General features: G+C 33.7%; 12 protein-coding genes. 4 read left to right on the forward strand and 8 right to left on the reverse strand.

The window, feature by feature from the left end; genetic code table 11:
• The first annotated feature begins 176 nt into the window (after nt 1-176).
• Together ASG22_RS03960 and ASG22_RS03965 are read left to right on the forward strand one after the other, a co-directional pair.
• Nucleotides 177-1,805, forward strand: a complete 1,629-nt coding sequence (locus ASG22_RS03960) for a M1 family metallopeptidase (protein ID WP_055980931.1) — start codon at nt 177-179, stop codon at nt 1,803-1,805.
• A 142-nt stretch (nt 1,806-1,947) separates the two neighbouring features.
• The gene (locus ASG22_RS03965; protein ID WP_055980934.1) at nt 1,948-3,804 is read left to right on the forward strand and encodes a PDZ domain-containing protein; all 1,857 of its coding nucleotides are present in this window, start codon (nt 1,948-1,950) and stop codon (nt 3,802-3,804) included.
• Between the two features lie 77 nt (nt 3,805-3,881).
• On the opposite strand, the gene ASG22_RS03970 is transcribed toward ASG22_RS03965, so the two are convergent.
• From ASG22_RS03970 to pepE, 3 genes are all read right to left on the reverse strand, one after another.
• Nucleotides 3,882-5,042, reverse strand: coding sequence for a sensor histidine kinase (locus tag ASG22_RS03970; RefSeq protein ID WP_238586853.1), 1,161 nt, complete (start codon nt 5,040-5,042; stop codon nt 3,882-3,884).
• Nucleotides 5,043-5,045: 3 nt separating this feature from the next.
• Entirely contained in the window at nt 5,046-6,416 is a 1,371-nt protein-coding gene (gene dacB, locus ASG22_RS03975) for a D-alanyl-D-alanine carboxypeptidase/D-alanyl-D-alanine-endopeptidase (RefSeq protein ID WP_055980938.1), read from the reverse strand.
• A gap of 110 nt (nt 6,417-6,526) precedes the next feature.
• Entirely contained in the window at nt 6,527-7,219 is a 693-nt protein-coding gene (gene pepE / locus ASG22_RS03980; RefSeq protein WP_055980941.1) for a dipeptidase PepE, read from the reverse strand.
• 201 nt (nt 7,220-7,420) lie between these two features.
• On the opposite strand from pepE, the gene ASG22_RS03985 reads away from it, so the two are divergent.
• Nucleotides 7,421-7,951, forward strand: coding sequence for a tetratricopeptide repeat protein (locus ASG22_RS03985; RefSeq protein WP_238586852.1), 531 nt, complete (start codon nt 7,421-7,423; stop codon nt 7,949-7,951).
• Between the two features lie 175 nt (nt 7,952-8,126).
• Nucleotides 8,127-8,780 carry a fructose-6-phosphate aldolase gene (gene fsa, locus ASG22_RS03990; protein ID WP_055980947.1) on the forward strand — a complete coding sequence of 218 codons (654 nt, stop codon included), beginning with the start codon at nt 8,127-8,129 and terminating at the stop codon, nt 8,778-8,780.
• Nucleotides 8,781-8,838: 58 nt separating this feature from the next.
• Here fsa and ASG22_RS03995 read toward each other — a convergent pair whose 3' ends face one another.
• The 5 genes from ASG22_RS03995 to ASG22_RS04015 all read right to left on the reverse strand — a co-directional run bounded on the left by ASG22_RS03995 (nt 8,839) and on the right by ASG22_RS04015 (nt 13,519).
• Nucleotides 8,839-9,705: a GLPGLI family protein gene (locus ASG22_RS03995; RefSeq protein WP_055980950.1), complete on the reverse strand. Its 867-nt coding sequence runs from the start codon at nt 9,703-9,705 to the stop codon at nt 8,839-8,841.
• A gap of 8 nt (nt 9,706-9,713) precedes the next feature.
• Nucleotides 9,714-10,280 carry a sugar O-acetyltransferase gene (locus tag ASG22_RS04000; RefSeq protein WP_055980955.1) on the reverse strand — a complete coding sequence of 189 codons (567 nt, stop codon included), beginning with the start codon at nt 10,278-10,280 and terminating at the stop codon, nt 9,714-9,716.
• A 91-nt stretch (nt 10,281-10,371) separates the two neighbouring features.
• The gene (locus ASG22_RS04005; RefSeq protein WP_055980958.1) at nt 10,372-11,277 is read right to left on the reverse strand and encodes a GLPGLI family protein; all 906 of its coding nucleotides are present in this window, start codon (nt 11,275-11,277) and stop codon (nt 10,372-10,374) included.
• Nucleotides 11,278-11,303: 26 nt separating this feature from the next.
• On the reverse strand, nt 11,304-13,148 hold the full coding sequence (locus tag ASG22_RS04010) for a M56 family metallopeptidase (RefSeq protein WP_055980961.1): 1,845 nt from the start codon (nt 13,146-13,148) through the stop codon (nt 11,304-11,306).
• A gap of 5 nt (nt 13,149-13,153) precedes the next feature.
• Entirely contained in the window at nt 13,154-13,519 is a 366-nt protein-coding gene (locus tag ASG22_RS04015; protein WP_055980966.1) for a BlaI/MecI/CopY family transcriptional regulator, read from the reverse strand.
• Between the last annotated feature and the right edge of the window lie 120 nt (nt 13,520-13,639).

Below are 13,639 nucleotides of genomic sequence, written 5' to 3' on the forward strand. Positions count from 1 at the left end.
GGCGGTAAAGCCGCCGCCGAAACCAAAAAAATTTAAAACAAATATTTAAATTACAGGTAAGAAATTTCATAATTAAATTACTTGTAGAAATGTAACAATATTTTATTTTTTTCGTCTAATCAGACTGATTGTAATGATTTATTATTTCCTTATTTTAGTCAATTAATTTAATTCAAATGAAAAAGCTTTCATATACCCTTCTATTCGCATCCGGATTAGTTTTCGGGCAGTTTTTTGAGCAGGATAAAATTTTCACAAAACAAGATACTTTAAAGGGTTCTAATACAGAATTCAGGAACTTTTGGGATGTCAAAAAATATGACCTTTCCGTAGAACCGGATTTCGTTCAGAAATCTATTAAAGGTTATAATAAAATCAGTTTTGAAATTACAAAAGACATTACAAACCCTACTTTTCAGATAGATTTGCAGCAACCCATGAAAGCGGATAAAGTAGAAGCTAATTTTCCGATTCAGGAATATAAGCAGGATAGCGATTTTATTTGGGTTAAAACAAAAAAGAGCTTTAAAAAAGGAGAAAAATATACCATTGACGTAACCTATTCCGGAAATCCTGTTATTGCAAAAAATGCCCCTTGGGACGGCGGTTGGGTTTTTACAAAAGATGAAAACGGAAATCCGTGGATGAGTGTTGCAGACGAAGGAATTGGAGCTTCGATCTGGCTTCCGACAAAAGATATATGGAGCGATGAACCCGATAATGGAATCATCATGAAAATCATTACTCCAAAAGAGTTGGTAGGAGTTGGAAACGGAAGATTGATTGATAAAAAAGCGCAAGGAGATAAAATAGCATACACTTGGGAAGTCAAAAACCCAATCAACGCCTATTCTATTATTCCGAATATTGGAAAATATGTGAATTTTAAAGATACTTTTAACGGAGAAAAAGGAAAATTAGATTTTGATTATTGGGTATTGGATTATAATTTAGATAAAGCTAAAAAACAATTCCAGCAAGTAAAACCGATGATCTCTGCATTTGAATATTGGTTCGGCCCATATCCTTTCTACGAAGATTCTTACAAACTGGTAGACTCGCCATATTTAGGAATGGAACATCAAAGCAATGTTGCCTATGGAAACGGTTATCAGAATGGATATCTTGGAAGAGATCTTTCCGGAACAGGTGTCGGACTGAAGTGGGATTTTATTATTATCCATGAAAGCGGTCATGAATGGTTTGCCAACAACATTACCGCAAAAGATCAGGCAGATATGTGGATTCACGAGAGCTTTACCAATTATTCTGAGGTGTTATTTACCGAAAAATATATAGACAAAAAATCGGCTGATCTGTATGCTGTCGGAATTAGAGGTGGTATTAGAAACGATATTCCTATTATTGGTAAATATGGAGTGAGAAACGAAGGCAGCGGTGATATGTATCCTAAAGGCGCAAGTATGCTCCACACGATCCGTCAGGTGATTAATAATGATGAAAAATTCAGACAGATTTTAAGAGGTATTAATAAAGATTTTTATCATCAAACGGTAACAACACAGCAGATTGAAGATTATATTTCAAAAAAATCGGGGATCGATTTTTCGAGTGTTTTCAATCAATACTTAAGAACCATAAAAATTCCGACTTTGGAGTATTCTCAAAAAGGAGAAGAGTTGAAATTCCGTTATACAAATGTGATTAAAAATTTAAAACTTCCTGTGATAATCGACGGTGAACAAACGATCAACCCGACCGAGCAATGGCAAACCGTAAAGCTGAAAAAAGGTACCCCGGTAGAATTTAACAAGAATTATTATATTCATTACAAGAAAGTTTAGTAAAAAAAATAAAAGAGCAAAATCGCAAAATTTCGGTTTTGCTCTTTTACATTTTAATATTTCAATTTTAAGAAAAGTTTAATACACATCTTCGTAACAAATTCAATTTTTCATCAACTACTTAAACTATAATATAAACTCAATGAAAAAAATAGCACTAAGTTTAGGCGTTTTAGCTACTGCTTTAGTTAATGCACAGTCGATTAAGACGACTATTGATCTGGTAAACGTAAAAAATGACAAAGTTGCCGTGACGATGGATCTTCCTAAAATGAAGTCCGGCGATGTAAAATTTCACTTCCCAAAAACTGTTCCTGGAACATATTCTGTGGATGATTACGGAAGATTTGTAGAGGGAATTAAGTTTTTTGACAATAAGGGAAAAAAATTGGCTTTCACAAAAGTGAATGAAAATACATATTCACTAAAAAATGCTCAGAATTTAACTAAAATCACATATTTAGTGAATGATAGTTTTGATGATGAAATGGATTCCTCAAAACATAAGGCCGTATTTTCGCCATCAGGAACAGATATTGAAGAAGGAAAAATTTACCTGATCAATACTCATGGTTTTGTAGGATATATCGACAATATGCAGGATGTTCCTTATCAGTTGGTGATCCAAAAACCGACAGATTTCTACGGAACAACTGCTTTGGTAGACCAAGATAAATCTGAGTCCACAGATACTTTTACATTGTCAAATTATGCAAAAGTTACCGATTCTCCGTTAATGTATACAAAGCCGGATTATATTACTTTCAATGCCAGCGGAATGGATCTTGTGTTAGGGGTTTATTCTCCGACAGGAAAATATAAAGCGGCTGATTTCAAAGAAAATTTAGAGAAAATGGTTTTGGCTCAGAAGAAATTTTTGGGTGATATGAACACCAATAAAAAGTATGCGATCATGCTGTACCTTTCAGGAGGCGACGGACCGCAGATTAAAGGTTTCGGAGCATTGGAACATCACGAATCTACAAGTGTTGTTTTACCGGAAATGATGCCGAAAGAAGCGATTGACAAAACCATTACCGATGTAGTTTCTCACGAATTTTTCCATACGGTAAATCCTTTGAAAACGCATTCTGAAGAAATTCATTATTTCGATTATGCAGATCCGAAAATGTCTCAGCATCTTTGGATGTATGAAGGAGGAACGGAATATTTTGCCAATTTATTCCAGATTCAGGAAGGTTTGATTAATAAAGATGAATTTCTTCAAAGAATAAACGAAAAAATTACCAATTCCAAGAATTACAACGATACCATGCCGTTTACGGTGATGAGTAAAAATATTCTTAAAGACGAATACAAAGATCAATACAGAAACGTTTACGAAAAAGGAACCCTTCTGGCAATGTGCCTTGATATTGAATTAAGAAAATTATCTAATGGCGAAATGGGTTACCGTGACATGATCAGAAAATTATCTCAGAGATTTGGTGAGAATAAACCATTTAAAGATGACAAATTAATCGACGAATTGGTTGCTGTTACAGGCTATCCGCAAGTGAAAGATTTTTATAACAAATATATTGCAGGAAGCCAGCCGACTCCATATATGGAATACTTAAAGATGGTAGGCGTAGAAGCAAAAACACAGGAAACACCGCCGATTTTCTGGTTCATCAAAGATCCGAATCAGACAGGATATGATGATAAAACGCATGCACTTGCTTTTGATGAAAGCTCAGCTTTATCCCCATTTGCAAAAAGTATAGGATTCAAAATTACTGATCAGATACTTGCCTTAGACGGAAGAAATATTGATATACAAAAGATTCAGGATTTTATAGGCTATACAAAAACCATCAAAGAAGGTCAGGACGTAACGGTTACTATTCTTAGAAAAAATGGAGATAAAACAGATAAAATTCAATTGAAAGGAAAAGCTGTTCTTGATAAAATGAATGTAGAAACATTAAATTTCAAGGCTAATCCTACACAGGAAGAGCAGAAATTGCAGAATCAGTGGCTGACTGGGAAAAAATAATTATAAAAATCAATAAATTAATAACAAAAAAGCGGAGAAAATTCTCCGCTTTTTCTATTATCTGAACAATAAAAGATTTACGCTTCTTTTCTTATTGTTATCCTAAACGAAGTTCCTTTTCCAACCTCGGTCTGCGAAATTTTAATATCACCATTATGATATTCCTGAATCACTCTTTTTGCCAGTGATAATCCCAATCCCCAACCTCTTTTTTTCGTTGAATAGCCGGGTTTAAAAGCGTTTCTTGCCTGCTGTTTTGTCATTCCGCTTCCTGTATCTTTTACTTCAACCAGAATATTTTTATTTCTTTCATACACCGAAATAAGAAGTGAACCTTCACCTTTCATCGCATCAACGGCATTTTTTACGAGATTTTCGATCACCCAGCTCATCAGGATTTTATTATGAGGAACATCAATTTTATAAGTTGGCAAATGAAGACTGAAATTGACTTTTTTGGAAATTCTTCTTTTTAAATAATCATAATTTTCTTTGATCGTTTCATTAAAATCTTTATCATTAAGCTCCGGAACGGAACCTATTTTTGAAAACCGTTCAGAAATCGTTCGTAATCGTTCAACATCTTTTTCAATTTCGTGCACCCCTTCCGAATCGGGATCATCCAATTTCATAATCTCGATCCAGCCAATCATTGAAGACAATGGAGTTCCGATTTGATGCGCCGTTTCTTTCGCTAAACCTGCCCAAAGATAGCCTTCGTCCGTTTTTTTAATGGTTCTTAAAAACCAGAAAGAAAATAAAAAGTAACAAAGAATAAAAAATCCTAATATAAAAGGAGAATATCGAAGATTATTCAGCAATTCTGAGTTATCATAATATACAAACTGATTATTTCCATCGGGAACTTTAATTTCTATAACAGGATAGCTTTTTGCCATTTTCCTTGCCAATGCTACAATTTGTACCGGATCATTCTCTATATCCTGAGGAATATTTTTATGCACCATGATCTGATCATTTTTATCCAAAATAATCAAAGGAATCGTCGAATTTGAACTGTAAATCTGAAGAAGCAATCCCTGAATTTCCAAATTGGGACTCGTGACTTCCTGTTGGAATTTTAAAGCACTTACTAAAATATCAACTCTTTTAACTTCTTCTTTTCGGAGGAAAGTGATGAGAATGGTAGAAGCAATGACAACTGTTAATACCACAATCGTCATTAAAACAAAAATGATCCAATTATTAAGCCTGGCAAAAATGGATTTTCTCAAGATAATTTATTTTAAAACATTCAGGATTTTCTGCAACTCTGTACTTCCGCTACCCTGATAATTATTAATAATGATTGAAAATACATATTTTTTTCCATCTTTCGAAGTATGGAAACCTGCAAAAGATTTCGTATCTCTCATCGTTCCGCTTTTCATCTTCATGCCGTTGTCCTGCGTTGGAAATCCGTCATAATACAATTCAAACCACGGCTGTTTTTTCGCATATAATAAAGCCTGCACTTCTGCTTTTGCTGAAACATAATTTTGTGGTGAAAGCCCGCTTCCGTCAGCAAAATTAATCATATTTGCATTGATTCCTTTTGATTTCCAGAATTCTTTCAGAAACGCTACTCCACTTTTAAAACTCGAATTTCCTTTTTTCTCTTTCCCTAACGTTTTAATCAGCGTTTCACCATACATATTGATACTTTTTCTTAAAAACCAATAGACAATTTTATCTAAAGTTGGTGATTCGTAAGTAAGAATAATATTGCTTTTTGGAGCTTCTAATGCTTTTTTTCCTTCAATTTGAAGTTGAGAATTTGTTACAACCTTTCCTGAAAAATCAATTCCTGATTCTTTTAGCCACTGCTTTACTTCAACCCCTAATTGTAAAGGCGGATTTGGCGTTGAACCTGAAACCGTAACCAATTTCGACGGTAAGGTTCCGTTGATCAAAGCTACAGTAGAATGTGGTGCTGTGAAGATTAAACTTTGATCTGAACTTCCGCCCGCTTTCAAATCATTCAGCCAAGTAACACCTTCCAGGGGATAAGAAAAACTTTTGAATTCGGTTCCGTTAATATTGATATCAAACTGGTTTTCACGCCAATTAACACCCCAAACTCCTGCTCCATAATAATTTCCCAAGTCGTCCCACGGCCAGCCACCGGGAATTGTCTGGTGATCAAAATAAGAATCATCAATAATTAAATCACCCGATATTTTTTTTATTCCGGATTTTTTTATAGATTCTATTAATTTTTGTTTAAAATTTTCAGGTTTGTAAGCATCATATCTCCAACTTCCTAACGTTGGATCTCCGGTTGAACTGATAAAAAGATTTCCATTCAGATTTCCTCCTGAAATATTGCCTGAATAACTTGAAGTCGTTTTAAAAGTATAATTTTTACCTAAAGTTTCCAAAGCAGCAGCTGCGGTGAATATTTTTTGAGTAGAAGCCGTAGACAGCCCTTTATTTCCCTGATAATCGTAAATAAAATTTCCACTTTCATCAGAAACATAGAAAGACAAATTCGAAGCCATAGCTCCTGAAGAATTCATCAGATTTTTTGTGACTTCATCCAGTTTTTGAGTAATATTCTGAGCAAAAATAATTTGCGTTGAAAGGGTAAGAATCGTGAATGTTTTTCTCATTCTTTATTGTTTTTTCTTTGTAAATCGTATTTAAAATGCTTCGGCTCTGCTCAGTATGAAATCTATAAAATTAATTGTTAATAAGAGCAGTTAGTAAATAATTCAAAAACTTAAAGTTGAGTTCCTGCTTCTATTTCATAAGGTTCTTTTCCTTTTTCAAAAATCCTTGTCAGCTCGTTTCCTTCAACTGTAATTTTATTGCCGATTCTTCTTATCCAGTTTCCTTCACGAAGTCCGACAACCTTTACATCATTTTGAGTCAGAAATTCTTTGATCCTGGTTTCTCTGGTTTCTCCGTTATGCTTTAAATCCGGATTCGGATCTAAGTAATGTGGATTTAAATTAAACGGCACCAATCCCATACAATCAAAACTCGGTGGATAAACGATCGGCATATCGTTCGTAGTTTTCATATTTTGCCCGCCGATGTTGCTTCCTGCGCTGCATCCCAAATAAGGTTTTCCGTTTTCAATATTTTGTTTTAAAACAGACATTAACCCTTCTTCATGCAATGTTTTTACCAGCAAAAATGTATTTCCACCGCCAGTAAAGAAACCTTTTGCATTGTTGATAGCTTCAATTTTATGTTCAAATTCGTGAAGACCTTTTACCTTAATATTAATTGTTTCAAAGAAAGAACGGGCTTTTGCCGTGTATTCGTCATGAGAAATCCCACTTGGACGGGCAAACGGAACGAAAATAATTTCGTCAATTCCATTATATAATTGAATTAATTCTTCTCTTAAATATTCTAAATACTCTCCACCAAAAAGCGTGGAAGTTGAGGCTAATATGATGTTCATATAACTAATATTATTTCAAATCATGTTGAATCACAAAGATAGCTTAAACTGTCACGAATCAAAAATTTTAATAAAACAACATTTAATTTTCTTAAAATTTTCTAAAAAAACTTAATGCTTCTAAAATTTTAGATTTTCTGGAATTATTATTGAATTTTAAAATGTACAACTCAAAAAATAAAGATTATGAAAATGATTAAAATGAATATTAAGCACCTTGTTTTAGGTTTATTATTGGTAGGAAGTGCAAGTTTTGTAAATGCACAGACTACCCAAACAGATAGTACAGTTGCAACGAGCCAGGCGGGAACAAACCCAACAATTGACGCTCTAAAAAAACAAATTGAAGCAAATCCGAAAGATACAGACGCATTGGCAAAATTAGCAGGAGCTTATCAAGATGCTTCAGATTGGACAAATGCAGTTGATACATGGAAAAAAATATCTGCTTTGCTACCGGATTGGGCTCCATCATATTATAGTCAGGCATATGCTTATCAGTCGGCCAAAGATGACGCCAACGCAAAACTAGCTTATGAAAAATATATTGCCACTGTAAAGCCGGAAGAAGTAGAAGAGAATAAGAAAAATCTTGCGTATGCTTACTTCTACATTGCTTTTGCAGAGCAGACAACCGATCCTAATAAAGCAAAAGAGCACATTGCTAAGTCTATACAGTATGACCCTACCAATCAGGATGCTGTAAAACTTAACAAAGTTTTAAATTCATAGTTAAAATAAGATCCGAAGTTTTTCGGATCTTATTTTTTTAAGATTAGCTACAATTTTTGCTAAAATTCTTTCATATTGGTCAACTTAGAAACTTTATATCCTATAACTCACATCCAAATTAATTTCCTACTCAAAATGGAATGATTATCTTTGTGTAAAATAAATCTCAAAACAAATGAAATTTTTTATAGACACTGCTAATTTAGAGCAAATAAAAGAAGCGAAAGACCTTGGAATTCTTGATGGAGTAACAACAAACCCTTCATTGATGGCAAAAGAAGGAATTCAGGGAGCTGAAGCAATCAAAAATCACTACAAAGCAATTTGCGAGATTGTAGACGGAGATATTTCTGCAGAAGTTCTTTCTACGACGTATGAAGAAATGATTAAAGAAGGTGATGAGCTGGCAGCAATTCACCCGAATATTGTGGTAAAAATCCCAATGATTAAAGACGGTATCAAAGCGTTAAAATATTTTTCAGATAAAGGAATCAGAACAAACTGTACATTGATTTTTTCTGTTGGGCAGGCTCTTTTAGCAGCAAAAGCCGGGGCAACTTATGTTTCACCTTTCTTGGGAAGATTAGATGATATTTCAACGGACGGATTAAATTTAATCCAGGAAATCAGATTGGTTTTTGATAACTATATGTATGAAACTGAAATTTTAGCAGCTTCTATTCGTCACTCAATGCACATTATCGACTGTGCTAAAATCGGGGCTGATGTGATTACTTCACCACTTCCTCCGATCTTGAGTTTATTAAAGCACCCATTAACAGACAGTGGATTGGCTCAATTTATTGCAGATTCTCAGAAATTAGCTTAAAACTGACTATCATTTAGATAAAACTCGGCGCGGAAACTTTGTTTCCGCGCCGAGTTTTTTATTTCAATAGATCAAGTTCAAGAATATTATTCTGCTTTTTCAGCTTTTCCTTAAGCCTTTTTTCATCTTCGCGCATCTGCTTAGCAGGATCTATAACTTTTCCGGATTCATCCCGCATTTCAATAATAGTTCCGCTACTAAATAATTGTCGCTGCCCTCTCATAGGATCCTGAAGATAATCTTTAAACACTTTTTTATATTTCTCCTGATCTAAAGTAATAAGGGCAACATATCTTTTCTTCTCTTTTTGGCTTTTCCATTCGGCTGTTTCCGGAAGTTTTTTTACTCCTTTAATTTCAAATATATGAGAATGTGTATTATCTTCCAATTTTATAATTAAACCCGGCAATCCGTGGAATTTATAAGGACCATCCTGAATCGGAATATCTGTCGTAAACCAAGCCGTCCATTTTCTTCCCGCAAAATCACAAACTGCTTTTTGAGCATTAAAATTTCCTATTTTTTCTTTATCTGAAAGAATTTTCCATTGCTGATTTCGGGTATCTTTTACCAAGTATTCGTCCGAAAGAAGAGAATTAAAATAACTTAAAGCATAATCTGGATAACTTTTTTCAACAAAATACCTCATTTCTCCCTTATATCCCATTCCGGAAAGGCTAATATCTTTAATTCCCGATTTTACCTGCTTTTGTATGTATGCATTCATCAACGAATCTAATTCCTGATAATCCTTACTGTAAAATTTTGATCCTTTTGGAGCAATATCGAGGTTCATCAATTCAGTTTCAGCGTTATCTTTTGCTGTTGAATCTATGGCAAATTTATATTCATAGACAAATCTTTGATATTGTGCATGAGAAAGAAATCCTAATGACAGGATTATTAGAAATAATATCTTTTTCATGGTATTGTTTAGTTTTTATTTTCTATATTTTTAATCACTTTACACGGGTTTCCCACTGCAACGACATTATCAGGAATATCTTTAGCAACAACACTTCCCGCTCCAATTACCGAATTATTCCCAATTGAAATTCCTGGAAGAACGGTAACATTTCCTCCAAACCAGACATTATCACCAACTTTGATTGGATGGGCAGATTCCAATCCTTCATTTCTTTGTTTAGCATCAATCGGATGATTTGCCGTATAAAAGCTACAATTCGGACCAATAAAAACATTGTCTCCAAAAGTTACTTTTGCGCAGTCTAGAATGACAAGATTATGATTGGCATAAAAGTTCTCTCCAACTTCGATATTATAGCCGTAATCGCACCAGAAATTAGGTTCGATATACAAATTTTCTTGTGTCTTTCCTACAATCTTTTTAATTAAAAAATTTCTTCCTTCAATATCAGAATTTTTCAACTGATTGTAATCCTGACAAAGATCTTTGATTTTCATTCTGTCATTAATTAATTCCTGATCATAATTGGCATTATACAAAAGTCCGTTTGCGCATTTTTCCTTTTCTGTCATGAAATTCAAAATTTAAAATTCTTTGTTAAGATAAAAAAAAGAAACGGGATGAAATTAGTTTTCATCCCGTTTCTAAAGATATTCTAGTATTTTATTTTACTAAATCCGGTTCAATAGGATTATTATTTTTCGCTAAGGTTTCTTTCGTTCTTTTTTCCATTTCTCTGAAGACCTGATTAGGATCTGAAATTTCTTTCCCGTCCGAGCTCGTCACTTTAAACGAAACCTTAGAAGTTTCTGTATTTTTCATCATCATTTCTCTCATGTTCTTCGTAGGATCGTTTACATAAGATTTCCATGCTTTTCTGAACTGATCTTCCGAGACTTCAATTTCCTTTCCGCCCATTCCATAAATTCTCATATTCTGTGGCAGTTCCGGCTCCTTTGAGTCTGTTGTAACCGGAGCAACGGTTTTGTTGCCGACCAATGTCATGATGTGTGAACCCGTAGTGTCTTCAATTTTAACAATCAAACCCGGCAATCCATAAAACTTATAAGGTCCGTCCTGAAAAGGAATATCCGTAGAAAACCAGGCAATCCATTCTCTTCCGCCGAAACTGGTAGTTGCCTTTTGCGTATTATATTCACCGATTTTCTGTTTATCCTGTAAAATTTTCCATTCAGGTTTTTGATCTTCTTTTATTTTGTACTGATCTGTAGCAATGCTTCTGAGAAGATAAGTCGTAAAATCCGGATAGTTTTTGGTTACTTTAAATGAAACCTGCCCCTGATTATCTCTCCTGCTGACACTAATATTTCCTGAAAATGATTTTAACTGCTTTTCAATATCCGCTCTGGAAGTAGAATCTGAAACGAATTTGGTTCGACTGTAATAGTTTGAACCATTTTTATCAATATCAAGATACATCATTTCTGATTTTACATCTTCCTTATGATTGGAATCCGGAATAAATTTGTAATCATAAAAAAATCTGTTTACCTGTGCCTGAGCAGCAATTCCTAACAGAAAACATCCAATAGCTAAAATTTTCTTCATAATATGATCAATTTATTGGGTGATGATTATTTTTTCTTTGTTTGAATTCTTATTTCGCCAGAAGTTTTCCCATCATTTTGTTTATTTCTTTTAATATCTATTCTCTCAATATTCTTACTATCCAGAGCTTGCATATCATCTTTTGTTGAAGCTTTGTCATCGATGTAAATTTGAACATCATCCCCGTTATAACTGAAAGATTTTACCCCGCTCATTGTGAAATTATCATTATACTTTTTAATATTATCAGCATTAAAGAATATAGAATTACCGCCAGAAGTATTTGAATTTCCCGATTGAGTTTTATAGACATAAACCTTTGACTTTGAAGTTTCAAACATTGCTTGTTCAGCTACTTGTCTGGCTTTAGCTCCCATCAAAACAGCTTGTGATCCAATTTCACTTGCTCTTTCTCCTAATAACTTAGCCCTTTCCGCTTCAAGTTTCGCCTTTTTTCTTTCAATTTCTATAATCTTTCTGTTTCTTTTTACATCTTTTCGCATTTTTTCTGCTGATAACTTTCCATCAGTGCTCCACTTCATATCTGCACTACCAGTGTAACTGTACATATTTACTTCTGAGCCGAAAGGTGCATCAATTGCTTTGGGAGGTGACGGAGGGGTTGGAGGAATTGGTAAATCTTTATCATGAAACTGAATACTTGTTGTATAACTTGATTCCCAATCAACCGTTCTTTTAGGTTTTTGAATAATTTTAAAATTGGATTCACCTTTTACAAAATCTTCTGAACTTGCAATTTTTTCGATCTCTTCAGACAGAGCGCCAATTTCTTCTACATTTTTTTTGAATTCTTTGCTTTCAGGATGCAATTCTTTTAAAGCTTTGCTTTTCGCCTGAATTTTTTTGCTGAGATCTGCTACTTTTTTCTCTTCATCAGAACTTTTATATGTTTTGTAAACAACATTATTTTTATTCTGATTAGGAACTATTGTATCTTTTTTAATTTGGGAAACTGCTTTCTCAATTTCTATATTGGTTGCTTTAATTTCCTGATTCTTAGCATTTACCAAATAAGCAAACGCAACTGTAAATACCACCGGTAATGCTAAAATTCTTCGCGCATATCCGAATTTGGTGTTAGGTTTTTGTAACATTCTGAGTCTTTTTTTAAGGTTTGAACTTAAGAACGGACTGGTCGCAGGCAACTGTTTTCCGGAAAAGTGGCTTGCTAATAGCATCTGCGCAAATGCTTTGGTGTCCGATTGTTGTACGGCTTTTTTATCAGCCAGATATTCGTGAATTAAACTAATTTCTTTTTTGATAATATGAAAAAACGGATTGAACCAGAAAACAGACGTTATGATTTCAATAAAAATCTTATCAAAAGAATGTTTCTGTTCAATATGAACCATTTCGTGCTTCAAAATCTGCTTTCCTACTTCAGAATTCAGCGTTATGGAATTCTTCCAGAAAAGATTTCTGAAATAAGAGAAAGGAGCTTCAGTTAAATTGGTCTGATAGAAATTAATTCCGTCAAAAATTTCTTTCTTGAATTGGTTTTTAAGCTTTTGAATTTTAAAAATCCCGTAAATCAGTTTTCCTAAAAGATAGAGAGAAACCAATCCCAAAGCTGAAAAAATAATTCGAAGATAAATGTAGTCATTGTCTGAGTTTTTAATTGTCTTAAAATTCTGTACCTGATCGATCAGCTTATATACACTGCTGCTCACCTGAATAGTGAAATCTTCAATCTTTACTAAGGGAAGCAGCAACGATATCAGCATCGCCGACAAAAGATAAAATCTGTTGTAGTGATGAAACGTCTTGTCTTTTAAAGACAACTGATAATACAAGAACGTTACACCGGAACACAAAATAACTTTTACTAAATATATAAGTACAGTTTCCATGGGTATTAGTCTTTCTTTTTTAATTCATTTAAAAGCATTTCCAGATCTTCCACTGTCATTTCGTTTTTTTCGACCAAAAAAGAAACAACACTTTTGTAAGAACCTTTAAAATAGTTTTTCACCAGACTATTCATTGTTTTGCCTGAATATTGCTCTTTCGAGATCAACGGGAAATATTCGTGTTGTCTTCCGTGCACGGCAAAATCTACGAATTCTTTGTCTTTCAACACTTTCAAAATAGTAGAAACGGTATTGGTATGAGGTTTTGGCTCGGGAAAAAGATCTAAAACGTCTTTTAGAAATCCTTTTTCCAGTTTCCATAAATACTGCATTACCTGCTCCTCTGCTTTTGTTAAAGTCTGAATTTTCATATCCTTTTCAATTTATCATTAATTATGATATAAAATTTTCACGGAATCTCATATCACTAAGAAATTAGTTATACAAATGTAGAAATAAAATCCATCCAAACAACTATTTTTTTAGTGATA

The organism is Chryseobacterium sp. Leaf405 (assembly GCF_001425355.1).
GTDB lineage: Bacteria > Bacteroidota > Bacteroidia > Flavobacteriales > Weeksellaceae > Chryseobacterium.

Bases quoted from the DNA above. Each gene is read 5' to 3' on its own strand.
- ASG22_RS04005 (WP_055980958.1), bottom strand. From the start codon at position 11,277: ATGAAGAAAATTTTAGCTATTGGATGTTTTCTGTTAGGAATTGCTGCT.
- ASG22_RS04000 (WP_055980955.1), bottom strand. From the start codon at position 10,280: ATGACAGAAAAGGAAAAATGCGCAAACGGACTTTTGTATAATGCCAAT.
- ASG22_RS03995 (WP_055980950.1), bottom strand. From the start codon at position 9,705: ATGAAAAAGATATTATTTCTAATAATCCTGTCATTAGGATTTCTTTCT.
- ASG22_RS03985 (WP_238586852.1), top strand. From the start codon at position 7,421: ATGAATATTAAGCACCTTGTTTTAGGTTTATTATTGGTAGGAAGTGCA.
- dacB (WP_055980938.1), bottom strand. From the start codon at position 6,416: ATGAGAAAAACATTCACGATTCTTACCCTTTCAACGCAAATTATTTTT.
- pepE (WP_055980941.1), bottom strand. From the start codon at position 7,219: ATGAACATCATATTAGCCTCAACTTCCACGCTTTTTGGTGGAGAGTAT.
- fsa (WP_055980947.1), top strand. From the start codon at position 8,127: ATGAAATTTTTTATAGACACTGCTAATTTAGAGCAAATAAAAGAAGCG.
- ASG22_RS04015 (WP_055980966.1), bottom strand. From the start codon at position 13,519: ATGAAAATTCAGACTTTAACAAAAGCAGAGGAGCAGGTAATGCAGTAT.
- ASG22_RS04010 (WP_055980961.1), bottom strand. From the start codon at position 13,148: ATGGAAACTGTACTTATATATTTAGTAAAAGTTATTTTGTGTTCCGGT.
- ASG22_RS03960 (WP_055980931.1), top strand. From the start codon at position 177: ATGAAAAAGCTTTCATATACCCTTCTATTCGCATCCGGATTAGTTTTC.
- ASG22_RS03965 (WP_055980934.1), top strand. From the start codon at position 1,948: ATGAAAAAAATAGCACTAAGTTTAGGCGTTTTAGCTACTGCTTTAGTT.